Origin of the sequence: Pontibacillus salicampi (assembly GCF_042434395.1) — a bacterium.
Classification (GTDB): Bacteria; Bacillota; Bacilli; order Bacillales; family BH030062; genus Pontibacillus; species Pontibacillus salicampi.
This window is the reverse complement of record NZ_JBHLTP010000002.1, coordinates 41,501-68,116: the sequence shown is the minus strand read 5'-3', so window position 1 is coordinate 68,116 and position 26,616 is coordinate 41,501. Positions and strand designations below refer to the sequence as shown.

The 26,616-nt window shown below is 38.9% G+C and carries 28 protein-coding genes; 7 read left to right on the top strand and 21 right to left on the bottom strand.

The features are described from left to right. Positions 1 to 18: 18 nt before the first annotated feature. The 8 genes from ACFFGV_RS01125 to ACFFGV_RS01090 all read right to left on the bottom strand — a co-directional run bounded on the left by ACFFGV_RS01125 (position 19) and on the right by ACFFGV_RS01090 (position 6,764). Positions 19 to 1,386 (bottom strand): TrkH family potassium uptake protein, encoded by a 1,368-nt coding sequence (locus ACFFGV_RS01125; RefSeq protein WP_377344718.1) that lies wholly within the window; start codon positions 1,384 to 1,386, stop codon positions 19 to 21. Between the two features lie 305 nt (positions 1,387 to 1,691). After that, positions 1,692 to 2,477 (bottom strand): arylamine N-acetyltransferase family protein, encoded by a 786-nt coding sequence (locus ACFFGV_RS01120; protein WP_377344717.1) that lies wholly within the window; start codon positions 2,475 to 2,477, stop codon positions 1,692 to 1,694. A 14-nt stretch (positions 2,478 to 2,491) separates the two neighbouring features. After that, entirely contained in the window at positions 2,492 to 2,917 is a 426-nt protein-coding gene (locus tag ACFFGV_RS01115; RefSeq protein ID WP_377344716.1) for a YwpF family protein, read from the bottom strand. A gap of 83 nt (positions 2,918 to 3,000) precedes the next feature. Then, complete coding sequence (moaA, locus tag ACFFGV_RS01110) at positions 3,001 to 4,026, bottom strand: GTP 3',8-cyclase MoaA (protein ID WP_377344715.1); 1,026 nt, start codon at positions 4,024 to 4,026, stop codon at positions 3,001 to 3,003. 2 nt (positions 4,027 to 4,028) lie between these two features. Next, positions 4,029 to 5,321 carry a molybdopterin molybdotransferase MoeA gene (locus ACFFGV_RS01105; RefSeq protein ID WP_377344714.1) on the bottom strand — a complete coding sequence of 431 codons (1,293 nt, stop codon included), beginning with the start codon at positions 5,319 to 5,321 and terminating at the stop codon, positions 4,029 to 4,031. A gap of 128 nt (positions 5,322 to 5,449) precedes the next feature. Continuing rightward, positions 5,450 to 5,587: a hypothetical protein gene (locus tag ACFFGV_RS01100; protein ID WP_377344712.1), complete on the bottom strand. Its 138-nt coding sequence runs from the start codon at positions 5,585 to 5,587 to the stop codon at positions 5,450 to 5,452. Positions 5,588 to 5,698: 111 nt separating this feature from the next. Beyond that, a complete protein-coding gene (locus ACFFGV_RS01095; RefSeq protein WP_377344710.1) occupies positions 5,699 to 5,833 on the bottom strand; it encodes a hypothetical protein in 135 nt (44 codons plus the stop codon). Between the two features lie 382 nt (positions 5,834 to 6,215). Beyond that, positions 6,216 to 6,764, bottom strand: coding sequence for an HD domain-containing protein (locus ACFFGV_RS01090; RefSeq protein WP_377344708.1), 549 nt, complete (start codon positions 6,762 to 6,764; stop codon positions 6,216 to 6,218). A gap of 168 nt (positions 6,765 to 6,932) precedes the next feature. On the opposite strand from ACFFGV_RS01090, the gene ACFFGV_RS01085 reads away from it, so the two are divergent. From ACFFGV_RS01085 to ACFFGV_RS01070, 4 genes are all read left to right on the top strand, one after another. After that, positions 6,933 to 7,682: an SDR family NAD(P)-dependent oxidoreductase gene (locus ACFFGV_RS01085; protein ID WP_377344707.1), complete on the top strand. Its 750-nt coding sequence runs from the start codon at positions 6,933 to 6,935 to the stop codon at positions 7,680 to 7,682. Between the two features lie 226 nt (positions 7,683 to 7,908). Continuing rightward, entirely contained in the window at positions 7,909 to 8,244 is a 336-nt protein-coding gene (locus ACFFGV_RS01080; protein ID WP_377344706.1) for a hypothetical protein, read from the top strand. Between the two features lie 19 nt (positions 8,245 to 8,263). Beyond that, positions 8,264 to 8,419 carry a hypothetical protein gene (locus tag ACFFGV_RS01075; protein WP_377344705.1) on the top strand — a complete coding sequence of 52 codons (156 nt, stop codon included), beginning with the start codon at positions 8,264 to 8,266 and terminating at the stop codon, positions 8,417 to 8,419. Between the two features lie 480 nt (positions 8,420 to 8,899). Further along, complete coding sequence (locus ACFFGV_RS01070) at positions 8,900 to 9,517, top strand: DedA family protein (RefSeq protein WP_377344704.1); 618 nt, start codon at positions 8,900 to 8,902, stop codon at positions 9,515 to 9,517. 309 nt (positions 9,518 to 9,826) lie between these two features. Here the strand turns inward: ACFFGV_RS01070 and ACFFGV_RS01065 are convergent, their stop codons facing one another. The 7 genes from ACFFGV_RS01065 to ACFFGV_RS01035 form a co-directional block, all read right to left on the bottom strand. After that, positions 9,827 to 10,882, bottom strand: coding sequence for a DctP family TRAP transporter solute-binding subunit (locus ACFFGV_RS01065; protein ID WP_377344702.1), 1,056 nt, complete (start codon positions 10,880 to 10,882; stop codon positions 9,827 to 9,829). 18 nt (positions 10,883 to 10,900) lie between these two features. After that, complete coding sequence (locus ACFFGV_RS01060) at positions 10,901 to 12,181, bottom strand: TRAP transporter large permease (protein ID WP_377344701.1); 1,281 nt, start codon at positions 12,179 to 12,181, stop codon at positions 10,901 to 10,903. Continuing rightward, entirely contained in the window at positions 12,178 to 12,705 is a 528-nt protein-coding gene (locus ACFFGV_RS01055) for a TRAP transporter small permease (RefSeq protein WP_377344699.1), read from the bottom strand. Before ACFFGV_RS01055 ends, ACFFGV_RS01060 begins: the two co-directional genes overlap by 4 nt. Positions 12,706 to 13,455: 750 nt before the next feature. Next, positions 13,456 to 14,406, bottom strand: a complete 951-nt coding sequence (gene corA / locus ACFFGV_RS01050) for a magnesium/cobalt transporter CorA (RefSeq protein WP_377344697.1) — start codon at positions 14,404 to 14,406, stop codon at positions 13,456 to 13,458. 27 nt (positions 14,407 to 14,433) lie between these two features. Continuing rightward, positions 14,434 to 14,925, bottom strand: a complete 492-nt coding sequence (locus ACFFGV_RS01045) for a GNAT family N-acetyltransferase (protein ID WP_377344696.1) — start codon at positions 14,923 to 14,925, stop codon at positions 14,434 to 14,436. 484 nt (positions 14,926 to 15,409) lie between these two features. Then, on the bottom strand, positions 15,410 to 16,792 hold the full coding sequence (locus tag ACFFGV_RS01040) for a sucrose-specific PTS transporter subunit IIBC (RefSeq protein ID WP_377344695.1): 1,383 nt from the start codon (positions 16,790 to 16,792) through the stop codon (positions 15,410 to 15,412). 262 nt (positions 16,793 to 17,054) lie between these two features. Beyond that, positions 17,055 to 17,711 carry a haloacid dehalogenase type II gene (locus tag ACFFGV_RS01035; protein WP_377344693.1) on the bottom strand — a complete coding sequence of 219 codons (657 nt, stop codon included), beginning with the start codon at positions 17,709 to 17,711 and terminating at the stop codon, positions 17,055 to 17,057. 228 nt (positions 17,712 to 17,939) lie between these two features. Here ACFFGV_RS01035 and ACFFGV_RS01030 point away from each other — a divergent pair, with 228 nt between their 5' ends. The 3 genes from ACFFGV_RS01030 (at position 17,940) to ACFFGV_RS01020 (ending at position 20,362) form a co-directional block, all read left to right on the top strand. After that, complete coding sequence (locus tag ACFFGV_RS01030; protein WP_377344691.1) at positions 17,940 to 18,383, top strand: GNAT family N-acetyltransferase; 444 nt, start codon at positions 17,940 to 17,942, stop codon at positions 18,381 to 18,383. Positions 18,384 to 18,437: 54 nt separating this feature from the next. After that, the gene (locus ACFFGV_RS01025; RefSeq protein WP_377344690.1) at positions 18,438 to 18,929 is read left to right on the top strand and encodes a DUF2512 family protein; all 492 of its coding nucleotides are present in this window, start codon (positions 18,438 to 18,440) and stop codon (positions 18,927 to 18,929) included. 137 nt (positions 18,930 to 19,066) lie between these two features. After that, positions 19,067 to 20,362: an MFS transporter gene (locus tag ACFFGV_RS01020; protein WP_377344689.1), complete on the top strand. Its 1,296-nt coding sequence runs from the start codon at positions 19,067 to 19,069 to the stop codon at positions 20,360 to 20,362. A gap of 63 nt (positions 20,363 to 20,425) precedes the next feature. Here ACFFGV_RS01020 and ACFFGV_RS01015 read toward each other — a convergent pair whose 3' ends face one another. The 6 genes from ACFFGV_RS01015 to ACFFGV_RS00990 form a co-directional block, all read right to left on the bottom strand. Beyond that, positions 20,426 to 20,716, bottom strand: coding sequence for a late competence development ComFB family protein (locus ACFFGV_RS01015; RefSeq protein WP_377344687.1), 291 nt, complete (start codon positions 20,714 to 20,716; stop codon positions 20,426 to 20,428). A 101-nt stretch (positions 20,717 to 20,817) separates the two neighbouring features. Continuing rightward, the gene (locus ACFFGV_RS01010; RefSeq protein WP_377344686.1) at positions 20,818 to 21,132 is read right to left on the bottom strand and encodes an ArsR/SmtB family transcription factor; all 315 of its coding nucleotides are present in this window, start codon (positions 21,130 to 21,132) and stop codon (positions 20,818 to 20,820) included. 141 nt (positions 21,133 to 21,273) lie between these two features. Then, complete coding sequence (locus ACFFGV_RS01005) at positions 21,274 to 22,161, bottom strand: cation diffusion facilitator family transporter (RefSeq protein ID WP_377344685.1); 888 nt, start codon at positions 22,159 to 22,161, stop codon at positions 21,274 to 21,276. A 235-nt stretch (positions 22,162 to 22,396) separates the two neighbouring features. Further along, positions 22,397 to 23,836: a carbon starvation CstA family protein gene (locus tag ACFFGV_RS01000; protein ID WP_377344684.1), complete on the bottom strand. Its 1,440-nt coding sequence runs from the start codon at positions 23,834 to 23,836 to the stop codon at positions 22,397 to 22,399. Positions 23,837 to 23,979: 143 nt separating this feature from the next. Next, positions 23,980 to 24,708 carry a LytR/AlgR family response regulator transcription factor gene (locus ACFFGV_RS00995; protein WP_377344683.1) on the bottom strand — a complete coding sequence of 243 codons (729 nt, stop codon included), beginning with the start codon at positions 24,706 to 24,708 and terminating at the stop codon, positions 23,980 to 23,982. Beyond that, positions 24,701 to 26,458 carry a LytS/YhcK type 5TM receptor domain-containing protein gene (locus ACFFGV_RS00990; RefSeq protein ID WP_377344682.1) on the bottom strand — a complete coding sequence of 586 codons (1,758 nt, stop codon included), beginning with the start codon at positions 26,456 to 26,458 and terminating at the stop codon, positions 24,701 to 24,703. Before ACFFGV_RS00990 ends, ACFFGV_RS00995 begins: the two co-directional genes overlap by 8 nt. Between the last annotated feature and the right edge of the window lie 158 nt (positions 26,459 to 26,616).

The window sequence follows — 26,616 nt, the reverse complement described above, 5'->3', positions numbered from 1 at the left end:
TATCCTCTAGATCTTTCTTTAGCCGATGATAATTCTTTCTGTTGGGTAATGATAATTTTTCCCTTTTTTCTTTTCTTTGTTAAATGTAAACAGGAAGGAAAGGATGCCTACCCGACCAATAAACATTAATAAAATGAGAACAATTTTACTGAACGTTGTTAAATGCGGTGTGATACCCAACGATAACCCAGTAGTACCGAAGGCAGAGGCAACTTCAAACATTATCTCTAGAACATCAAATGGTTCTACAGCCACCACTACGGTCACGGCAGTAAAGTATGTGACTACCCCCATGATGGATACAACGACAGCCTTGATTAAGTCTTCATCATGCACTTCCCGTTTAAAGATTCGAATCGTCCTTTGTCCTCTCGCGTACGTTAACAGAAAGATAATGACAAGAGCAAAGGAAGTGGTACGAATTCCTCCCCCCACACTACTTGGTGAAGCACCAATAAACATAAGTGCCGTCATTAGCAATTCTGTCTGTTCCGTAAACTCACTAACATCCATTGTTGACAGTCCCGCACTTCTGGTTGTAATAGATTGGAATAAGGAATAGAAAAGTATTTCATGCCATGCCTTTCCTGCGAAAAAGTGATTAAATTCCAATAAAATAATTAAGATCATTCCCCCCACAATGAGAAGGACGAATGTTGTCGTGGTTAATTTTGTAAACAGGGAGAACCTCATGAATTTCCGTTGTTCTGTTGTGGAGAACAAATAATCTCTTACCTCTATCAGAACTGGAAACCCAATGGCTCCGAGTATAATTAGCACAATATGAATGAACTGTACAAAGTAGTCCCTCTGAAAAGGAATTAACGACTGACCTGTAATATCAAAGCCGCCATTTGTGGTTGCACTAACGGAGGCAAAAAAACCTTGATAATAAGCTTCTTGCCAAGTTTCAAAATATTGCATGTAATAGGTGCCTAATATGAGAAAGCCTAATATTTCAATCGTAAAGATCATTAACAAAATCTGCTTCATCATTCGAACCATACCTTGGAAATGAGTTTGGTTCTGATCGGTCATGATAAGCCTTCGTTCCCTTAGTCCTATTTTCTTACCCATTACAATCCATATAAAGGTGCCCAGGGTCATAATTCCAATCCCACCAAATTGCAATAAAAAGGCGATAAGAAAAGTACCTGTTACACTAAATGTTTCCGTTACGTTTACTACCGTAAGTCCCGTTACACTAACAGCACTGACTGCGGTAAACAATAAATCAATAAATGGTAACTCTACCCCTTCTTTATGGGCAACTGGCAGTCCTAACAAAATGCAAGCTAGCAGCATGGCAAAACCATAAAAAATTACAATCAGTTGAACTGGAGATAAGTCATTGAGCCATCTAAAACTGCGGTGTCTAATCCACATAGAACTTCTCCTTTTTATGACTTATACCCTTCTCTAAACTATCATTCTCTACCAGCACTGCACGATTTGTACTCGTTTTTGTTACTATCGGTAAACGTAGAGATTTTCTGAAGGATTTAGGGTCATACTTTATTATGATTAACAAAATGTACATATTTTAAGAATTACTATACCCAAAGTATTATAAAGTGCCTTGTTACTTATGTAAATCTTATTTAGAAAGTAATTTCCATTAATAGATAATGAAAGTGTGCTGCCCTTAGAGAAGAGCGTATATTCTTACGGAAAAAAACCTCACAATGGAACTAAGACCCGTCCATTAAGTGAGGCTGAATGACTGCCATCTCCTGATTAGGAATGCCCATATAATATTGAATAAAATCCACCCATTCGGACGTATGGTGGATGGTTTTTTTCGTTCTTGAACGATGATTTGTTATTGTAATGGATGTATCGGTGATTGTTATTCTGCCATTCATTGTACGAATGGTGAGAATATATCCCTGTGTAAAAATGGAAGAAGGAGAAGTTTGGTTATAATGGGCTGCCTCCTTCATTTCCACCAGCTGCCTTGGAACCAGTGAAAAACAATATTGAGTTCTCCACCGCTTCTCATACCTCTCTAAATAGTATAGACCCTCCTGCTCTTTGATACGATACGTACCGCTTTGATCACGAAGTATCTTTCCATTAAGAGGTACTGGTTCTATGCAGGAATCCCCAAAACCAACATCTACCAAATATGCTTCACCCTCTACATATACAATATTTGCAGCATGACTATTAGGATACGCCCAACTGCCATCCTTCTGCAAGACAGTAGCTGCAATCAGCATTATTTCATAGCCTAACTGACGTAATAGTTCATGAAAGAGACCATTCAGCTCATAGCAAAAGCCTCCTCTTTTTCTGATTACAATCTTGTCATAAAAACGTGCCACGCTTAAATCGATGTAATTCCCTGTCATCACATCAATATTCTCAAACGGTATATTGTATAAATGGGCTTTCGTTAATTGGGAAAGTGCTTTACTGGATACTGTTGGTATGCTGTCTATCCCAATTCGTTGCAGGTACAATGGAATGTCCAATCTATCAAGTCTCCTTAAGTAGAAGTCGTTTCTACTGTATCTTTAAAGGCTGCAAGCAGTTCTTCCCCTTCTAGACCTTTATCTAATAAAGACTTTAATAATCTCTCAGCTTGGTCTTTCTGATAATCGAGAATAGTTCCAATAAATAATACATTACAATCATCACCTATATCATTAATGTCTATAGCCTTCACTAAGAACATAGCCGGTTTATTCGATGATTTTGTGATTTTAGCCTGTAGAACAATGTCTTGTTCACTTTCAAAGTATGGTTGAAAATAGTCCTTAAATCGACTTTCTAAATATGCTTCTATTAGCCATTTATTTTCTTCATCTTCCCGATTAATGATAAGACCATCGATTAAGGGAATAGATTTCCTCTGAAACTCATCATCTTGTCCTTCTAATACATTTAACTTTATAAGCTTGAATGTTTTCATCCTATAACCACATCCCTTCTACCATAAGTATATAACTCTTTAGATACAAAAAAAAGCTCGCATGCAATAGGTGCAGCTTTACCCTATCCGCCGATATATGACATTTCAACTTTTGAATGATTTAAAGCCTTGCCAGTTGAACGATCCGCTGAATACTGATCTTCTCTAAGGTTCCAACGCCTTGTTATTTCCATCCGGAGCTCTTCCTCCCCCATCCCCATGCGCAGCATAGATTTCAAATCATATCCTTGTGATGCAAATAAACAATGATAGAGAGAGCCATCAGCGGAAAGACGAGCCCGGGTACAGGAATCACAAAAATGATCAGTTACAGACGAAATAATTCCTATCTCTCCTTCCCCGTCCATATAGCGGAAGCGAGAAGCTACTTCTCCATAATAATTCGGTTCAATTGGTTCTAGGGGCACATGTTCGTTTAGTATATCAACTATTTCGCTTTTCGGTACAACAGCACTACTATTCCAGCCGTTCACATTACCAACATCCATGAATTCTATAAATCGAAGAACGTGACCCTTATGCTTGAAGTATTGAGCCATAGGAATGATTTGATCCTCATTCATCCCTCGTTTCACAACCATATTCACCTTAATCTGAAGACCTGCTTCCGTAGCAGCTTCTATCCCTTTCAATACCGGTGATACGGTTACACCGCGATCATTGATGGATTGGAACACTTCGTCCTCTATTGCGTCTAAACTTAGGTTAATTCTATCTAGACCGGCCTCTTTTAACGCTCTCGCATATTTAGGCAGTAGCACACCGTTCGTAGTTAAAGCAATATCATTTATGCCATTAATACTGAATAAAGAGGCAATCAGGCTTTCCAGATGATTACGCAACAATGGTTCTCCTCCGGTTAGCCTTACCTTCTCCACTCCAAGAGAGGCAAAAACTTTTGCAACAGTATAAATTTCATTGAAGCTCAGAAGCTCCTCCCTTGTTAAAAAGGGATAATCCTTACCGAAAATTTCCTTAGGCATGCAATAAGTACATCTGAAATTACATTTATCAATAACAGAAATGCGCAGGTCTCTTAGCGGTCTCCCTAATTGATCATAAATAGCCGTTTTTTTCTCCTCTTCCATCTTCAACCTCCTTCTTCTGAGCTGAGATGATGGTTCCACGTATTCCGTTGGCCTTCTTGCGTATCCACCCATAATGCCTCTACCATATCTCCCTTTTTATACCCCCTTGTCCCCCCTCTTAGTACAATAAAGACATCTGCTTTACTTAGTGAGGTAACGACAGCTGATTTATCCATACCTACTGGCTCAACGTAAACAAAACCATTCTTCATTCGCATCTTCCCTCTTACAAATCTGGTGAATGGATTGGGTTTTTCGAAATCCTCACCTAAATAGGCTTCGATTTTCTTAGGGTAAACAGCAGGAGTTCCGAGAGCCTGTCTAATAATTGGCCTGGCAAATAGCTCGAATCCAACATAACAAGCAGACGGATTCCCTGATAGACCAAATAACATTTTGTTTTCATACACTGCTACTGTGGTAACACTGCCCGGGCGCATGGCTACCTTGTTAAATAGCACCTTCGCCTCAAGCTTTTCATAAATCGCAGGCATTAAATCAAAATCACCTACAGAGACGCCCCCTGTAGTAATTAGTATATCTACATCTTTAAGAGCTTGTTGAATGCGTTCATAGCTAGGTTCTAATTCATCCATTAGCTTCCCAAAATGAATGAAGTCCGCTCCTGCTCTTTTACATTGAGCAGCAATCATAGGCCCATTGGAGTTTCGGATTTTCCCATATACCATATCTTCTTCTACATCTAACAGCTCTGTACCTGTTGTGATTAAGCCTATTTTAGGCTTTTTAGTAACTGGTACTTTAGTGAATCCGAACGTAGCAAGAACTGCCTTGACACCCGGGTTCATGTATGTGCCTTTACGTATGACCAGCGCCCCCTCTTCAGTTTCTGAACCCTTATCCATCACATTTTCCATAGACCGTATCGGGCGTTTCAATTCCACCCATTCCAAGTCACCCTCGTTATACGTATGGCACACTTCAAACATCGCTACACAATCAGCTCCTTCAGGGATTGCAGCCCCAGTCATTATTCTGACTGCTTCACCTTTTCCAATCGGTCGTGAAGCAGTCGCCCCAGCAGGCACATGCTCCACAACGGTAAATCGTACTGGGTTGTCTCTATTGGCTGATGCTGTATCCTCCGAGCGAAACGCAAACCCATCATAGGGTGATTTAGGAAAAGGAGGAATAGGATGATTAGCATAAATATCTTCCGCTATGTATCGATCATCACACTCTTGTAAACTAACCAATTCCCTTCCCTGTTCTTTTCCATGCTGCATTACTAACTCTATCGCTTTGTCTATTGCAATTGGTTGTCTTGGTTCCATTTATCATCTCTACCCTTTCTAACTAATCGTCGCTAAATTCTGATAGATTAACCCTATCAAATAATTGCCAGTAACTCCACCTTTATAAGGAAATGGGGCTTCCTGTGATCAGGAATGCCCCTTTCCTCTTACCATATTCTACTGCGACGATCCTTCATTGCTTCCATCTTCTGTTGAATGGAATGGTGTCGGAGCTTAGCATGCACTCTTTCTCGACTAGTCCTTTTACGTATATGAATGGTAAACATTAATAATTGAAATTGCATAAAGTATTCCTCCGCTTCTTTTGATTACAGCTACGCGCTATCTTTCTCCATATTGAGCCAATCCATGAAAATCAAGTGTAACAACATATTAAGTAACCTCCTTTTTTAGTATTATCCGCCGTATGGCAATGTTGCTTTTCTGTCTGTCAGTTGTTCCTGCAGGGAATTCGGATTGACTTCTGTTGTGTGCCAATGCTTTTTGTCCTTAGATACCGTAACGGTAAAAGTAAATAACTGAAATGTCATTCGTATCACCTCCTTATGTTTTTCACATACAAAAAAAGCCACAGTACATTACTGTGACTCTACTCTGCCATATGCATAAGGAAACCGTAGGGTTAAAGAATAAACCTACGGTGCATATGCAAGACAAATTGTATGTAGACATAGCAATGCTACCGTAGACCATGAGCCTGCGGAGCAACTATTGTCATTATTTCACTTACAAAAATCAACGACAATAAAGCAAGGTCAAATGGTCATCTTTATGAAATTGATGAGTTTTAGCAGTAGATAGATACAACATGGTTTGACCTTCCTTTCTCGTTAAGATTTTTTTCGTACATGGAAAGTATATGCAATTTATTCCTGATTGTAAACAATAAATGTGAAAATTCTTTGAAAATAATTAGCCAGGCATCTCATTTGGGCTTTCTTGCTTTGCCAACACGGCATCTACTTTAAGGTCCAATTGATGCAAGTGCTTAATAGCCTCACTGATTTCCATCTGCTTATAATGATGCATTCCTTTAGGCTGTTCATCTTTATTATCCGCCAGTGTAATTACTTCCTGTAACGCTGTTTGCTTTCCATTCAGGGGAAATGGAAGATAAGAATCTGTATGAAGCAGCACAGCGACTGCTATATGCTTAGCAGCTGAACGGTTTTCACCAAGCCTTATGAGCAGCTTGTGAGCTCGTTCCGCTCCTTTAATTGCATGAATATCGTTTTCTCGATATTCATCGTAATCCCATTCACCATTATTGTTATACCATTCATAATGCCCAATATCATGTAATAATGCTGCTTTGGTAGCAAAATCAACAGAAACATTACGTTGCAGAGCCAAATCGAAGGCATAATACGCTGCTGTAACGGCATGATGAATCCCAGAACGATGTAGATACTTTCTAGTTATATGATGTTTAAATAAGTCAACTAGCGTTACTTTTCTCATGATCATCCCTCCGATGTTTTTCAAAATAATATCACAACCGACCAATTTGTACAAACCTCTATTTCAGCCAATATACCTTTCCTCTTAATGCAATGGTTTATAAATACTTTATATAAGGTACTATGGTAAGGTAGTATAGCTATAAGACTAGAACAAGGAGTGGGAAACATGGATTTCTCAAAGGACATTGTCCTCATAACAGGTGCTAGTAATGGAATTGGCAAAGCCTTAGCACAAGCATATGCAGATAAAGGTTCACATGTGATTCTTGCCGACCATGACAGCGGTAATGGTGAAAAGCTCGTCCAAGATTTAATGGAAACAGAGGAAAATGTACAATTTATTTATTGCGACGTACGTAATGTTGATGATATACATAGCCTTTTCTACACATTAGATGAACAACATATTTTACCTACTATTCTTATTAATAATGCCGGGGTTAGTCATTTCAAAAATATTTTCGAAGTTACTTCCTCGTACTGGGACAATGTCCTGCATACTAATTTAAGAAGTGCCTTTCTATTTTCTCAACAACTATCCATTCGATGGAAGAATGAAGGTATCCACGGGAGAATTGTAAATATGGCATCCACAAGAGCAGTTATGTCAGAACCAGAATCAGAAGCTTATGCGGCCTCTAAGGGTGGACTGCTATCTTTAACACATTCATTAGCTATTTCATTGAGTGAATACCAAATCAGGGTTAACTCGATTAGTCCAGGATGGATTCAAACAGTTGACTATGACAAATTACGTGACATTGACCATAACCAGCATCCCTCCAAACGAGTAGGACACCCGGATGATGTTGTAAGGGCTTGTTTTTATTTGACAGACAAGGAAAATTCGTTCTTAACTGGCGAAAATATTACGGTAGATGGCGGAATGACCCGAAAAATGATATACGAGCACTAGTATTTTTATTTGGAGAACAAAACAAAAGGCTAATTTCTTTGTTTTGTTCTTTTTTTATGTATCCCTGTAACAACAGGGTCATTCTATCCTCTGCACAGAACACCACACTTAAGAAAAAGCATTATAAAAATAATGTTTCCCCCTCTTCGTATAAGGGAATACCTATCTCGGATGCACTGATTATACATACTATATCAGGCAGTAATTATGTACGAGGTGAACTCAAGTGAAACACATCATGTCCTATGATTTGCAACTACACCAAAGGATATCTATTAAAGAAGTGATGAACATATATCGATTTATCATCCACTCTAGTTACGAAGTATATTTCTATCAGAATCAACGTATGGTTGAGGGGCATCAATTACCCCATTTAATCAGCTTCTTTTTTCATTATAAACAAGATCTCCCTATTCTTATGATTATCAATGGCGAAAACGTGGAATATGCATACCAGAAGATTCAATCCTTCTGTGATAAACAAATACAAGCTAGTAAGAAAGAGGCACATGTAACAAAAGCGGAAGCAACCATACCCACCTCCGCTTCATTTTCTTAATTAGAAAGGAGTAATCAGAATGGCTTATGATGACAAGGATGTAGAAATTGAACATAAAGAGAAGAAACAGGACACAAGTAAAGTAGGGGTAGCTGCCATAAAGTATATTACCTATCTGATTATCTTTTTTGGCATACTGTGGTTCCTCATTCAGTATGTGTTACCATCCTTCTAAATGAATCATGTTCATATAAATTGCCCCCTTAGCCTGAGCCAAGGGGGCAAAGCTATAAGATACTTCTTTTCCGTATCTTATAGAACCTCCTACAATAGGCTCGTAATGATAAGGACAACATAGAATGAAAGATTATATAGAAGTATTTCATTCGTTTTATTTGCTTTAAGAATTCTCAAGAAAAATACAGGTCTGCTCTCCCAATAATTCCAATTCTGGAGGCAGAAGGCTTGGCTAAACCCGCTACATCTAGCAGCACTTCCAAATCCCCGGTGTAAACAAGTAGAAAAAGCGAGTGTCCTAAAGACTACTCCTTCCTATCCTATAAGTGTCTGCAAGTAAGAGTGCTATATGGATATCAACAGCAAAAGGAATCAAAGATAGATTGTGAGTGGAAGGATCTAACTGTTACAAAATCGTTGGGAAGGGTAAAACAGTAAGAGAATCTAATTCAAGAAAGGAATTTGGAAAGGAGCAATCATGCTAGATTTCATCGTTGCATTTTTAAAAGAACTAGGAATCTTTGGATTACTAATAAGTCTTGCGATTGAAGCATCCTCCCTCCCTTTCCCAGGAGGTATTGTAGTATTAGCATATGGATATGTCTTAAAATCAAGCGCCTGGGCAAGCTTTGGTATTGCTATTCTAGCAGGGCTAGTGTACACAGCCTTTAGTTATATCCCTTATTACATTGGACGTAAGCTTGATCATAAGGTTAAGAACTGGTTTAAGACAAATAAGATTGATAAGGCCGAAAGGTGGTTTAAACGTTGTGGAGAGTGGACCATTGCTTTATCCCGGCCTCTTGGCCTAGGAAACTACATTTCATATTTCTCTGGATTAAGTAATGTGAAACCCGTTCGCTTTGGAAGTATTACATTTATCGGCATATTCCCGTGGATTTATGCGATGTTACTATTAGGAAAAATGGGAAACCTTCAATCGATGAAACAGATGCTCTCTAGTTTTCAACAATATGTATTCATCGGCATAGCGATTATTGTACTTTGTATAATTGGGTTTAAAGCAATTCAGAAACGAAGAAAAACAACTCCTTCCCCTAAAAGCTATTCGAACACCGAAAAGCCGACTCTTTAACCATAAGAGCAGCGGAACAGGACGGAGCTTAGTTCACAGCTTGAAGAGGATACGGAATCTCTTTTGATAAGAGCTTCACATAATTTCTTAGTCTTGTATAACTGTTTGGAGAACAGAAAGTAAACACGATAGGCGTATATGATAACGTACAAGCAAATGACCTTGTTATGTATGGGTATATTACAAAAAGAGTAATGCATTACCTAAATGGCTCCCATTCCTTCAAAAGAATGGGAGCCATTTTTTAAGTTCTTTTCCTGTTCCATTGCCGAAAGCTTGGAATTCAATCTTTAATTTAAATGGATTATTCTATCGTAAAGGTTCACCCTGCTCAGCCTTTTTTACATCCTCTTCTAATTGCTTTAAAATCTCTTTGGCTTTGCCTCCTACCATGTCAACATATTGCTGTTTTACTATCTCACTTGCTTCCCTGAATTTCTTTCTTTGCTGTTCGGAGAGCTCCGTAATGGTAATAGAGCTGTTCTCCTTGATAGTATTAAGGTCTTCCTTATTAAACTTTCGCTGGATTTCAAATGATTTATCCTTCATTTCATCAATCGTTTCGTTTACAACCTGTTTGTGATCTGTAGACAAGCTCTGATAGAACTCTGGATTTATTGAAGTGGTTGTCGTGTATAAGGAGTGTCTAGACAAGGTAAGAACCTCCTGTACTTCATAAAATTTCATTTGCTCTATAGCAAAAATTGGATTCGTTTGTCCTTCTATCATATTTAATTGCAGCCCGCTATACACTTGTTCATAGGGTACTGGAGTTGGGTTGGCACCATAAGCCTGGTAAGAGGATACAATTAAGGGGGAGGGCATCGTCCTGAATTTAATATCCTGAAAATCCTTTGGCTGCTCTATTTTCCTATTGGTAGTCCAATGCATGAAGCCTTCCGTCCAATAGGAGAGCACCTTTATCCCTTTATCTTCAAATGCTTTCCCGAGCGTTTCATATAATGCAGGGCTTTCATTAAATACTTTCTGATTCACCTTCATGTCGTCCGAGAATAAGAAATGAAGAAGCATAACCTGAGATTCAGGAACGATGGTACCAACATTACCAGGAGATACTATCCCCATATCTACTGCTCCAATTTGCAGAAGCTCCGCCTGAGTTACCCCATTTCCTAACTGCCCAACTGGATAAATCTCTACTGCAATAGAACCGTTCGATTTTTCCTCAATTGTCTTCTTAAACGCTTCTACGTAGCTATTTTGCACAGAGGTCGGCGATTCTTCATGTACAAAACGAATCACCACTTCCGGACTCCCTTCTCCCTTAGTTGTTTCTGCAGAAGAAGAGCAAGCTGCTAGTATTAGCGCAAATGTCATCCATACAAATACATAGATTTGTTTCACCTTAACACCCTTTCCATCCTAATCACTGTACACCATCTTATATATGGTGATAATTTCTGGGAATACAATAAATAGCGCTGATGCCAGCATAAGAATAATAATGTATGGCCAGATCCCCTTAATAATATCCTGATAGGGTTTTTGAAACACTGCTATTGCGGTGAAAATATCCACTCCAAAAGGAGGAGTAGCCGATCCAATTGCTGCTTGCAATGTAATTATGATACCAAGAGCGACTGGATCCACCCCTGCGTTCATAGCAATGGGATAGAATATTGGTGTCAGAATAATGATTACGACCAATGGATCAACAAACATACAACCCACGAAGAAAAATACCGCTACCATAAACAAAACGTATGTAGCAGAAGGGTCAGATCCTAATACAGCCTGGGTAATCTCCTCAGGTAATTTAGCATAGGCTAAAACCCAGCTTAATGCAGTTCCTGCTGACACAAGAATAAACACTGCAGCTGTTACAACTGCCGAGGATTCGGCAATTTTCGGGATATCCTTTAGAGAAACATCTTTAAACAATACAACCTCTAATAAAAAGGCATACGCAACAGAGACAGCAGCCGCTTCTGTCGGGCTAAAAATCCCCTGATAAATACCACCGATAATAAGCACAGGGAATCCCAATGGAAGTATTGCTTTCTTTGTTGCGACCCATCTCTCCCTCCAGGTAGCTTTCCTTTCCTGCCCTAGACCTTTTCGAGAAGCCAATATGTAACTATAAGCGGCAAAGAAAAAGAAGATAATTAACCCTGGAATTACTCCAGCTATAAATAACTCACCAACTGACGTTCCTGTTACCACACCATACACAATCATAGCAATACTAGGAGGAATCATTAGTGCTAAATCGGATGCATTAATGATAAGTGGTATGGATTGACTATCCTTATATCCAACACTGTTTAGCCTCTCTCTCATTGGTTTTCCTACAGCTACTACCGTAGCCTGTGTAGAACCTGAAATAGAGCCAAACAAAGTACAAGCAGCAGCAGTCGTAATAGCGTATCCCCCACGAATATGTCCGATGAAGCTTCCAACGAAATCAAGTAAACGATTAGACGTTTTTCCTGAGGACATGATATCCGCTGCAAATATGAACATAGGAACAGCTAGTAATACAAATGTCTTAATCCCAGTAACAAATTGCTGTATGAGCACAACCGTATTAAAATCCGGTAAAAAGATTAACGCTGCCACTAAGGGGGCAATAATTAATGGAACCAGCATAGGATACCCTATGAAAAGTAGTAAAAATAATAACACTAGCATAACCCAAATCATAATGCAGTTTCCTCCTTGTCTACCTTCGATTGTTTTGTACCATCAATAATGTCATTAGAACGAACATTTAATACAAATTCATGTATATATTGAATCCCACCGAATAGGAACCCAATTGGTACAAACACAATAATTACATACATAGGTATTCTCAACGCAGGCGTCACCCTTTCAAAGGTGTATAATTGCCAAACGTACTGCACACCTAAATAAGCAAGATAAAACATAAGTAGAGAAGTAGTGAGCGTCACAAACAGGACGAGTATCTTACGAACACGAAAGGGAAGCAATTCTACTAAAGCTGTCATCTTCAAATGCCTCCCCCATCTCGCGCAATAACTAACCCCCACAAATGTGACGAGTATGATAAAGAACTGCCCAACCTCTTCCGCAAAGCTTAGGCTGCTGTTAAATAAGGAACGGGCAACGACATTAGCTAGCAGCATAACTGTCATCCCGATGATAGACCAGCTAATAATCCACTTTTCCACGCTGGTCACCCAATGATCTAATTTCTTTAACAAAACAAAACCCCTTTCCAACTTTCAGATTTTTCCCAACATATAACGTATAACCTCTTAGATACATTCCTAAACGGTGATATCGTGCTTAAAAAATGGGTACAGGGTACATAGGTCCGTAGGTTAGGTGAGATTTGGAATAAGACAAACGTAGGAGAACATATAGATAAGCGTATTGGTTACGAAATGAGGGATGGTATGGATATTAAATCAGTGGAATGGGGTCTTATCACATTTGTAGCTTTATCCATAATCCATGAACATTGGCTTCTTCTTCACGTCCCGAAGATATATTATTGGCATCAACCTAAATAAACCTTACCTCCCTTCAATACAGGGAAGTAAGGTTTTTTCTTGCATGATTACTTCGGTCGTCTCTCGGACAATAAGTATTCTATTTCATAATCGGTGTACATATAAAATACCTCCTCCGCACTGTAAATAGAATGTTAACTATAAATAAGTATAGCTATTTCATTCATTTGTTATAACAGTAAAGAGGAGGAAACATTCTCATACTTACGACGTAGCTCCCTCTCAGACGTCTATCTGAAAAACTCTGTTGTTGTTTACTCTGTATATTGCCCTTATATGGAAGACAACGGTTTGAGATAGTATGGGGTTGTTTCCGGAAAAGGAGTTAAGTGGTTAAAGATAGCTCCGTTTTCCAGGCCATACCTTTCTCTGATAAGCGTACAGGATTGGACGAACCTATATCATTATTCAGTCTCAAACCAACAGGCAAGGTGAGGGTTAATCAAACCAGCCTTTTCGTTTAAACCACATAAACATAAGTATTGCAATGACCACCATGACGGACATCACTACAAAATAGGCGTACCGTTCATCTAACTCTGGCATATATTTAAAATTCATCCCATACACCCCAACAATGAATGTAAGCGGCATAAATATCGTGGAGATAACGGTAAGTATTTGCATAGTCCGGTTGGTTTCATGCGAGTTCAACGACATATAACTATCGCGAATATCTGTCGTCATTTCCCTGTTTGACTCAATCAGTTCGGATACTTTCATTAGGTGATCATGTATATCGGAAAAATATTCTTTCCGCTCCATCACCCCATCCATATGCTGGGAATTCAACATGCGATACAATAAATCGCGCATCGGATGTACTGTCTGCCGAAGGGCCAATAAATCAGCACGGGTATCAAATAGCTGCTCTAACAGTTTTTCCATGGATAACTGCCTAGTATTGTCTTCAATATCATTAATATGATCTTCAATGGCATATACAATAGGAAAGTAATTATCGACTACTTTATCAAGTAGCTGATGAAGCACATGGTCTTCTTCCCATTTGTTAGGATGAGGTGCACGCTGTAGTCGGTTCCATACTTGTTCTAGCTCTGGTGACTCCTCCTTATGGTAAGTGACGATATAGCCTTCCCCATGAAAAATATCTAATTCCTGCTTTGTTAATGACCTAGCGTGGAGGGCGTGAATAACAATAAAAGTATAGTCTTCATAATAATCAAGTTTTGGTCGCTGTAAAGTATGTATACAGTCCTCTACAGCTAATGGGTGAAACTCGAATTCAGTTTCCAACTCTTTCGTTTCTTCTGGAGAAGGAATATAAAAGTCGACCCAGTACCATGCTATGTTTGAATGAAAAAGATCTCTAACAGGAATATCTTGCTGTAGTTCACCTGCTTTCGTTAAGGCAAGTGTTCGAATCATGTCATCCCTCCTTCATTTTTTTGGGTCTTATTTACAAAAATATTGATATATTTCTACATCCTGCCACGTATTAAATTTAAAGCCAACCTCCTTTAACGTTCCGGTTAATTGAAAACCAACTTGCTTATGTAACCGCACACTTCCTTCATTACCCTTTGTGATCTTGGAAATAACGGTATGAAACCTTTCATTTTCACATTCTTCTAGAATATACTCCATTAAGCTCTTTCCGATTTTTCTTCCTCGATAGGAAGCATCAACATACACGGAAAGCTCCACCGTTTGCTGATAGGCTTGTTTCGGATTAAAGGGACTGACATAAGCATATCCCACTACATAGTCATCCAGCTCTGCCACTATGATTGGATAACGCGTATGTAAGGATTGAAACCAAGTCTCTTTTTCCTCCAGTGTTTTGGCATCCAAATCAAATGTTGCATTTCCATTGGCAATTTCGTAGTTCTCTATTTGTAACATAGATAATACATCGCTTTTTTCGGCATTTCGTATGACAAGCATACATTTCACCACCCTTAATACGCTATAGAATAGTACCATTCTACACTATACTCTTCGTATTTTCATAGACAACTCGTCAACAATACAGCTTAATCGGCTAAGGCTTTAGGGCAATCCCTTTTTAATCTTTACAGGGATAGGATTATTTCTTTCATACAGGAAAAAGTCAGGCATAGCCTGACTTAGACCGTCGGTTATTCTATGTGGATCGAGGCGGTGTTGGTGAAACGACTCGCTTTTCATGGGCTTCCTCCGCGGAATTCCACCCATTTGTAACAGAGCCGCCCTCCACACTTTTTCTATAGCCTGAGAGGTTGGTCCACAACTTTCATTATCCGTTTAAAAGTCGAAAAATGAGTATCATAAAAAATATACAAAGATAAAAATCCGAACTACATCGAATCCCATAGAGGATTTTCAATAGATAGTTCGGATTTTTTGTCGGCTAATACACGTATGTCCCAGCCTCTTTTATAGATAATTATTATTTGTCTTCTTTCCAACCCAGTAGAAGTGTTGCAAGGAAGGCACCGCCAACAGCAATGATGAAACCAATGAAATAGTTCATTATATCAGTTGCAATAGCAGCCATAGGTACTCCGGTTAAGCCAATGCCATTTGCTTCAACACCGAACATGGTGACATAAAATCCACCCATTGCTCCTCCGATTAAAGCGCCAATAAATGGGCGACGATACTTTAAGTTAACACCGAAAATAACCGGCTCGGTAATTCCTAAAAACGCAGAAGTCGCAGATGGGATAGCGAGTTCTTTCGTCTTTTTATTCTTTGTCTTAAAGAATACTGCAAGTCCCGCTCCCCCTTGTGCTACGTTAGCCATTGACCATATTGGGAGAAGGTAGTTCGCACCGGAGTTTAATAGCTCAGCTTCAATAGCGTGGAAGCTGTGATGTACGCCTGTTAATACAATCAAGGAATACGTACCACCAAAGATTAATCCTGCAAATCCACTTCCAAATCCGTACACAGCGTCTAATGCAGTAGTGATACCATCCCCTAATAAACGACCAATTGGTCCAACAGCCATAAGTGCTACAAAACCGGTAATAATAACTGTCACGAATGGAGTGACAAGTAAATCGACGGCACTAGGTGTAATCTTTCGGACCCCACGTTCTAGTTTACTCATCACATAAACCGTCAATAGGACTGGTATTACGGTTCCCTGATATCCAAGCAGCTCTATGTTCATACCAACGAACTGCATGGTTTCTGGGTTTGCACTTGCATCCTGAAGTCCCCATGGGTTCATAAGAGTTGGATGGGTCATAATTCCACCAATAACAGCACCTAAATACTGATTTCCTCCAAATTCCCTTGCTGCACTAAAACCAATAAGTATAGGCAGTATAATAAATGCTGCACTAGAGAACATGTTCAACAACACATATATAGAACTTTCTGGAGTAAATACATCATAGGTATTTAATAATCCAAGCACTCCCATTAATACACCACTTGCTACGATAGCTGGAATAATGGGAACAAAAATATTAGATAACGTTTTGGCGAATCGTGCCAAGGGGTTCATATTTTGCTTCGCTGCTTCTTTATGATCTGGTGCAGCATTACTCTCAGAACTATTTTCTCCATTTGCAATTTCTAACTCTTCTGCAAATGGCTGATACACTTTATTTACGGTACCTGTTCCAAAAATGATTTGATACTGTCCAGAGCTAGAGAACGCACCTTTCACCCCATCCAATTCTTCTATCTCACTTTGATCGATCTTGGATTCATCACTCATTACTAAACGAAGACGAGTAGCACAGTGAGTTGCGCTGACTACATTTTCTTTGCCTCCTAGAAGCGGGACCAGTTTCTTTGCTATATCTTTATAATCCATAGTCCTCTCCCTCTCCTTTGCTTAAAGTTAACCTTTTTCATTACGTCATTGAAAACAGATATTAGAACACAAAAAAAAGCAAGACTTAACCTAATTATGCGTTTGGGGTACACGAGGCCCAAACCCATGAAATAGTTTAAGTCTTGCCTGAAGAATCAGTAACAATCTTACGTAATGAAAATGTCTACTAACAGTATAGTGAAAGCGGTGTTTTTTGTCAACGCAATGTACTTATATTATAGAAGAGAGGGTTGTATGTTCGTTACGACCATTCCACTATCCCTGCTAATGTCTGATAAATGCGGTCGGGCTCTAATCCCATCTGCGGGAATTCCTTTCCATCTCGGCTAATCCAAGCAGTATTGAATCCGAAATGCTTCGCGCCAGCTATATCCCAAGGGTTGCTGGACATAAATAACACTTCTTCTTTGCTCACCCCTAATTGATTTAAGGCAAATTGATACGCATCAGGACTTGGCTTGTATATATGAATTTGATCAGCACTTAATAAACCAAGTGTTTGATCAAGCCCGTTGTATTCTAATAAAGGCTCCAGCATGGCTTGTGTACCGTTTGAAAAAATAACACGTTGATGGTTCTCAAGCTGTTGTAATACGTCCCTTACTTCTTCATATGGTTTTAATTGCTTATAGGCTTCCATTAGATCTTCCACAATATCTTTGTTATATTCTATCCCATTTTCTATTAAAGCGTCTTGCAGTGCCCATTTAGTAATTAAATTAAACGGTTCATATCCATCAATTAACTGGCGGATAAAAAAATAATGTACCTGCTTGGACCTCCATGATTGACTAATTGCTTCACTGTTGTCCGGAAATAGGTTATCTAATCGCTCACGAACTGAATGTACATCAAATAAAGTTCCATAAGCATCAAATACAAATGCTTTTATATTCATACTATTCCTCCTTCATGCTCTCTCATTTGTTACCCTATAAAAGTATTTTTCACACATAAGAGTATGTACTTATGAGACTTCGAGCATACCACATTGTGAAATCTCATTCGATTCATACATAACAACCATACCTATGCTACGGGATAAAAACTCAAACAACATATTCGTTGATTGAATGGATGGTTAACTTTACAATTAAAGAAACTATAATGATGGGAAGTGACTATTATGGATTTGAACATCCAAATGGCTAATCCTGCTGATGAAAGTTTTATAGCCAATAATTTACATCTATCTGTACCACAGGAACATAAACATATGTCGCTGGAGCACCTTCAAGAGCTTAACCAGAACATTAGAGATTTAGGCGGTCACTACCTTGTAGCAAAAAAGGGAGAAGAGATTGTCGGTTGGATTTTTATAGGGAAGAACTTGGATTACTTTGATAATAAAGAGTATGGGTATATTTATGACCTCTTAGTTGTACCAAAACATCGAGGAAACCAAATAGGTTCAGCATTAATGAAAGAAGCTATCACCTATTTTAGGTCCAAAGGGTATAACGAAGTACGTCTTAATGTATTTGCCTCCAATTCAGCTAAACAATTGTACGAGAAATTAGGCTTTCAGGCTCGTCAAACGATAATGAGTCTTCCGTTAGAGGATTCCTAGGTTAATGCATAAATAGCACCTCCATGCAAATGATAATGGACGGAGGTGTTAACCGTGAGACACGTAAAAGCATTAGCTATTAAATGGGTTATTCTGATCGCAGCCATATTCCCAATTTACGCTCCAATTGTAAATGCATCGTTAGGTAATATTTTTCTTATCAGTCTTATACTGCTTGGAATTACGTACGTTATTGGAGATGTATTTGTACTAAGAAGGTATGGTTTATTAGTCACATCTCTTGTAGATGCGATTATCGCATTTGGTATATTGTATGTGTTTGGTCAGACAATCAATGGCATTCCTACGCAAACCGTCCTTCCAGCCATTGCAGCATCTGGTTTTATCGTCGCATTGGAAACTTTTTTTCATATATACATGGAAACCAAGGTTCTCCGTCTTGGTTCTAAAACATATGAAAAAAGACGGCAGTTGCTTGTTCCAAAGAAACTACGAGTAGAAGCCTCTGAAGAGCTCTCCCCATTTCAAGCACAGAAGAGAGACGCACAACCAGAACATTCACACGACCCAGATCAAGAAGAGTAAGCAGCATTCCAGTTATGGGTGCTGCTTTTTTTCTCGTTCTTCAGACGGAGTACACTTACATCCGTGGCTGGTTTGTTAGCATCTCCCCCCCAACTATACTAAACATAACGACTTTCAATTGAAAGGAATGGAGCAGATTGGGGATTTTTAACAATACTACGTTTGCTAAGCTATTTTTCGCTTCTGTTACGTCAAGACTTGGAACTATAGTTGGAATGACTGCATTCACATTTTATTTGCTAGACCGATTCAGTGAGCAGCCCGCTTATGCAACATTTGCTGAAATGATGTATTCCGCACCAACCCTACTCGTTTTTGTTGTAACAGGTGTCTTCGCTGACACTTTAGACCGACAAAAAATAGCCTATTACAGTGATGTGATTTGTGGAATCTTATCGTTATGTTTATTAGGAGCACTCTGGATAGATGTGATGCCAGTCATTTTCTTAGTTTTGTTTATTAGAAGTGCTGTAGCTAAATTTTTCACTCCAGCTGAAATGAGTCTCGTTCAGGGGATTTTAACAAAAAAGGAGTATCCTACTGCAGCAGGATTGAACCAAATGGTAGCTGGTGTCTTTAATTTATTTGCTACCGGCTTAGGGCTTGGAGCATACTGGCTGCTTGGCATACAGGGAGCTATCGTTTTTGATTTAATAACCTTTATTGTATCAGCGCTGCTTATTCGATCCAGTGTGATTACGGAAGAAGTAAGAATGCCTAATGGAGCAAGGACCATTAAAGACTTACGCTACACCTCTATTCTTCAAGACTTTTTGAGAGGGTTACAATATATTATCCAGCATAAATTATTACTTACTATTGTTTCAGGCTTCTTTGTAATAGGTATTGTTAATGGAGGATTAACTGTCATGCCTTTATATATGCTGAAATACCATTTAACACCAGAAGCCTATGAGCAATGGACTGTAGTCTTAGGGATTGTGTTCGGAGTAGGAATGATTGCCGGAAGTATAGCAGGTGCCTTGTTAACAAAGATATGGAAGCTATACACATGCTTGTCCTTCAGTCTCATTATGGCTGGAAGTTTTATTATCGTTAGTGGGGCGTCATCAAACGTAGTCTTCTTTTTAAGTCTCTCTGGGCTTATTGCGTTCTCCATCCCACTAGCTAATATAGCGATTGGAGGTTGGCTCCCATCAATTGTAGATAAGCGAATGATGGGAAGGGTGGAAAGCTGGATTACCCCAATTATGATGGTATCCCATACAGCAACACTTGCGATTATTACTGTTGGTTTTCCATCTATCATCTCTATTCAAAGTCTATTTTATGTATGCGGAGCCATCCTGTTATTAGTAGGTGTATTTTATATGATTTTACTGCCTCGCTTATCGAGTAAATTCGAGAAACATCAGCAAGATATAGTAGTAAATACTGATGTGCAATCCAATTCCATTGAACCTGTACAATAATTATCGGACAGAGAATACCCCTGGTCTGATAGTAAAGGAGACCAGGGGCTGATATACATTTATTTATTGTACTGCTTTATAATGCTTCGGATACTTGCCTACAACATGAATTGCATGAATAATGCGCTTATTAATCCAACGTCGATGCTGATTTGTATTTAGTTGCTCAAAAGCCCTTTCTTTCCCTTCCTTAGTGGAAACATAGTGACTTGGCAAATTGTTTAAACTGTATGCTAATATATCCATTCTGCATTGCTCACATTTACAAAACAATTGATACTCAGGACTTGTCAGCATTACAGTTATTAGACTTGATGCTAAATCTTCCATCACATTCACTATTTTTCTTTCCATATTGCTATTTACGCTTCCCATCTATTAATAAATTTTACATACACTATATTTATCGTACTATGCAATAAAATATTTAGCCTTGCATTATCGGTAAATATTACCTAAGCATGGGTAGCGTGTTCAATTGTCTGTTTTAGAACCCCTTGCACATGCTCGTCTTCAATGGAATAGAAAATAGATGTCCCTTCTCTTCTGAAATGTACAAGCCTTACATTTTTTAAAAACCGTAACTGATGGGAAACGGTTGATTGTCTTAATCCTAATTGTTCTGCAATCGAATTTACAGATAGTTCTTGCTGAAAGAGCAGATGGAGAATGCGCACCCTTGTCGGATCAGATAATGCTTTAAAAGTCTGGGTCACAATAAATAACGTTTCCTCATCTAAAAAGCGTCCTTCCTGATCATCCTTCGTCATGCTTCCACCTCCCTATTAATCATCTTGCTTCCTCCCCTTTTTATATGCTGCATACATAAATAAGGTAAATGCCGCAAAAATAATAATTGCCATTGCTACCATTGAATAAAACAACGTTCCTAACAAACTAACCCTCCTCGTCTAATGATGAGATAGTTCTAAAACGGAGCACGCTTCATCCTCGTACTCGATCTCGATAGTGATGTGATCTAGTTGTATTTCTTGAATAATTTGTTTAATTTGCTCTTTAGTGTCACAAATATCATCTTTACTTGCATTCTCCGGTACAACCACATGAGTTGAAAAGGCATGGTGTTCTCCATCAAGTGACCACAAATGAGTATGATGAATAGATTTCACCAGGTTAATATTTTCAATTTGCTGTTTGACCTTGTCCACATCGATTCCCTCTGGAGCTGCTTCTAGAAATAATGACATTGTCTTTCTAAAATTAAGGATAACATTATAAAGAATATAAACGGTAATACCAATAGAAAGCAATGGATCTAAAATAGGCAGATTGAAAAATAGAAGCAGGATGCTTACTACTAATACAGCAACCCAGCCAAGAACATCTTCCACTAGATGCCAAGTTATTACTTTTGCATTCATCGATTCGCCGCCTTTTAGTTTAAACACCGCTGCTCCGTTCACAAGGACACCGAGAACAGCTAGTACAATCATCCCTGTCGCATTTGGCATGTCAGGATTTAATAACCTCGGTATGGCTTCAAATAGAATAAATGTAGATCCAACTATTAAAACGACACTATTGATTAATGCAGCTAATAAAGAGAACCTCTTATATCCAAAAGTATACTCGCTGGTATTTTCTTTTTTGGAATACTTCTGTAAGAACCAGGACAAGCCTAGTGACAAGGAATCCCCTAAATCATGAAGCGCGTCGGATAAAATAGCCATACTATTCGTTAATATGCCCCCTATAATCTCTAGAATAGTAAATCCCAGATTTAATAAAAAGGCTACCTTTATATTTCCTGTAGTATGGTCATGATGGTGATGTCCCATAAAACGTCCTCCTCTTCTCCATATGTTACCCCGAGTAGCTCTCATTTAATACTTATATATGAACATATATTCATATATAGTGTATCGTCCTACTCCTACATAGTCAACATCATAGAGAAGATAATATTTCATTGTTAACAACAATACACGACAAAAACCACCTCCATAATCCGTTACTAACTGACTACGGAGGTGGTAGATTCTTATTTATATTAATGATATGCCTGCGATTCCGTTATGCCACTTGATCGTATCCATCGTCCAAGGAGATCGGCTGTTGCAGTCGCTTGTGGGCGGTACGATAAAATAACACAATTACTCCTATAGTAATAATGCCAGCTATGCCATATGCCCACTGTATTGGCAAGCCAAATCCTATCTCATTGTAGAAAATATAAGTGGTAGTAGCCATAGTCATAAAGGCAGCTGGTACCATAGCTATAAAGTAATTTTTCTTAGAAAGGATTAAATACATAGCACCAATCCATAAAGCAATCATGGCTGTTGATTGATTTGCCCATGAGAAATATCTCCATAGAATAGAGAAATCAATTTTAGTGAGCATAAACGATAAGGCGAAAATTGGGAACGCAATCCAAAGTCTGTTGAGCGTTTTCTTTTGACCAATATTGAAATAGTCTGCAATAATCATACGCAAGCCTCGGAAGGAAGTATCACCAGAAGTGATTGGCAGGATAATAACTCCTATAATTGCTATTGTGCCACCCACTGCACCAAGCATCATCGTTGAAACCTCACTAACTACTGCAGCTGGTCCTCCTTCTGCGATAATTTGGTTTAATTCATTTCCTGAGAACATACTCATTCCTGCAGCAGCCCAAATCATTGCAATAATTCCTTCTGCTATCATCATTCCATAAAATATTTTTCTTCCTTGACCTTCTTTTTGCGTCGTCCTCGAAATAATTGGAGATTGAGTAGCGTGAAACCCTGATAAAGCTCCACACGAAATGGTTAAGAATAGAAGTGGAAAAATTGGCAAATTATCAGGATGCATATTCGTAAGCTGCATTTCTGGTATTGGAGCACCTCTTACAATAAGCCCTACTCCAATTCCAATAGCACTTAACAAGAGCATTGCCCCGAATATTGGATAGATTCTACCGATTATTTTGTTAATAGGCAAAACTGTGGCTATTATATAGTACACGAAGATGCACAGCACAATAGCACTTAGACTCATCCAATTGGAGGTAAGCCCATTTATGAGGGACGCCGGTGCAGACACAAAAACAGTTCCAGTCAATAAGAGCAATAACACTGTAAACGCATTCACAATATGGCGCATCGGTTTCCCTAAAAATTTTCCTGCAAGCTCCGGAATATGAGCTCCCTTGTTGCGAAGCGAAATCATTCCCGTTAAATAATCATGAACAGCCCCAGCGAAAATAGAACCAAGGACAATCCAGAGGAATGCTACCGGTCCGTACAAAGCTCCCAAAATCGGGCCGAAAATGGGGCCCACTCCGGCAATGTTTAACAATTGAATAAGTGAGTTTCGCTTCGTCCCCATCGGAAGATAATCGACATCATCTCCCATCGTATAAGCCGGTGTTTTACGTTCTTCCTTTATACCGAACGTTTTCTCTACAAACTTTCCGTACGTAAAATAACCAATGATTAAAATGGCAATGGATAGAATAAAAGTAAACAAGTAAATACCCTCCTCAACTTGTATGCGCTTTCATTGAATGATTATCCTCATTATAAAAAAAGAGCCTTCTCTTGAGGCTCTTTTTCAATAAGATGTAGGAATTCCAAAGTAAGATGCACCATATAAGCGATAACTAGCACTCTTTACATGGAGAGCTTTGCTTTTAAATCCTTAGCATATGTCCTGCTAACAGGTATATCCTCTTGAACATCCTTTAATTTAAGCTGATAAGCACCGTTAAACCATGGAATTAACTCTACTACATCCTCCAGGTTGATTAAAAAACTTTTATGTGTCCGGAAAAAAGACCATGACTTTAAGATTCCCTGAAATTCCTTCAGAGTTGTTTTGGATGGAATTTGTTTAGAACGAGTATGGATGACTGTTGCCCCTTCTTCTGCACGAATAAAAATAATATCGTCTGGATGAACATAATATATTCTATCTTCTGATTCAATAGCCAGTTTCCCCTTCTTCTTCCCTTGTGTTTCTTGTTCATCCCCAGCTAATACAGATCGAATTCTTTGGACCGTTTCCATAACCTCTTCCTCAGCAAAGGGCTTAAGTAAATAATCCAGTGCCTGCAGCCGGAACGCTTTAGCAGCGTAATCAGGATGTGCTGTGGCAAATACTATCTCGGGAGGGTGTTTCAATTGTTGGACAGCCTCAACTAAGTCTATTCCTGACATAGGACCCATTTCAATATCCATAAAAACTACGTCAATAGACGATTTCATAATTTTTTCTAGTGCTTTCTCTGCAGATCCCGCTTCCTCAACTATAGAGATGTCATGGAATAAAGACAATAAATGAACTAACTCATCCCGGCTATATACTTCATCATCAACTACCATCACACGAATGTCATTCATAGATCTCCTCCTCTCGCTTAAACGGTATCCAAAAAGAAATGGATGTTCCCTCCCCTTCTACGGATGTTATTGATAGATGAGAAGCTTTGCCAAATATCATCCAAAGTCTTTGATTTATATTTGCTAATCCAATCCCTGCTCCTTCTTCTGAAGACACAGGGGTAGTCGCTAAATTCGAGCGTCGAGACTCTCTTATTCCAACCCCATTATCTGTAACTTCTATCCGAACACCGTTGTTTTCTTTTTTTATTACAATAGCAAGGTCTCTTTTACCCTGTTTATCTTTCAAGCCATGTTTAATCGCATTCTCCACAAGCGGCTGTAAGGTCATAGGCGGTACACGTGTATATAGTACTCCTTCCTCAATTTCATGGTGAACCGTAAGCGTGTCCTTAAAACGAGCTTCTTCAATAGATAAATAGGCATTCACGTGCTCTAGCTCCTGAGATAAGGAAATAACAGTCTCTTTACTACCTTGAATATTTTGTCGTAAATATCTAGATAAGGAAATGAGCAGCTTCCTTGCTTCATTTGGGTCCGATCGAATCATGGAAACGATGGTATTCAAAGCATTAAATAGGAAATGGGGGCTGATTTGTGCTTGAAGAGATTTTATCTCAGCTTCTTTCGCTAACTGATTAACGCGCTCTGCGTCACTAAGCTCTAGTTGTTGGCTCAGCAATGCTGCTAATCCAGTAATATATTCCTCTGTTACCCTTGATAAATCATCTTCTCTTTCAAAATAACATTTTAACGTACCAACTGTTTCTCCTTGTAAATTTAACGGAGCTATAACTGCTGTTTGAAGAGAACATTTTGGATTTTGACAATGCACTGCTTCATTTCTAGCAATGTAGGTTTTTCCCTTTTCGATAACCCCTCTTGTCTCATTCGTTTGAATTTGCTGACCTTGGTAGTGATGGTCTATCCCTTCTCCTACATAGCCTAGTATTTCTTGTTTATTTGTAATGGCAACAGCAGAGGCACCTACTTCGTTCCATAACACGTCGCAAGTTTGCTGTGCCGTTTTCTGATTCAATCCGAATCGCAGATGAGAGGTAGTTAATTTAGCCAATAGCAATGCTTTTTGTGTTTTTTCAGCCCCAACATTTTCCCGCTCGTCAAACACACTTTTCACAATTATGATAAATAGTGCAGAGCCAATCCCATTAGCAATTACCATTGGCAGTCCAATTTTTTCAACTAAACTAAAAGCTGCTTCAAAAGGCTTGGATATTCCTAGAATAATCGCCATTTGAACCGTTTCTGCAAGCATGCCTACAAAGAAAGGAATCCATAAAGACTGGAAGGCATTTTTTCCTGTTCTTCCCCTAATAAGCCCAGCAATTAAACCAGCCACAATGGAGGCTATGCCACACGCCAATGCTGTAAATCCCCCAAGGGTGAAACGATGGACACCAGCCAACAAGCCAGCCCCAAGACCAACCTTCCAGCCTCCCAAAAGTCCGCCGATTACAACACCAATGACTCGGGAATTGGCTAACGCTTCCTCATGGTTTAAGGAAACAGTCCACTTAGATACTTCAAAGGAAAATGCATTCACAGACAAACCGGTGTAAGTTCCTATAATACCAAATACACCGAAAAATAGTATCATCTTCCAAAGAATGGACCCTTGTAGCCTTTGATGCTCCATCATATTTCTAAAAAACGGCAGTCTAGTCGTAACGAAAGCAACCGTAACTATTATTCCTACACGCTCTAGCATAGTAACTAACAAATAAAGCATAGGGCTCTCCTTTTATAAAGCGATTTCATATCCGTTTCATAGTATACATGATAAAAGCGGTGTATCGGAATAAAAATCTTTATCATTAGGAGGTTGAAGTATAAGGGCAAACCTTCCACATAACGGCGCTATTTAGTTGTCAACCAGTTACAAGACAC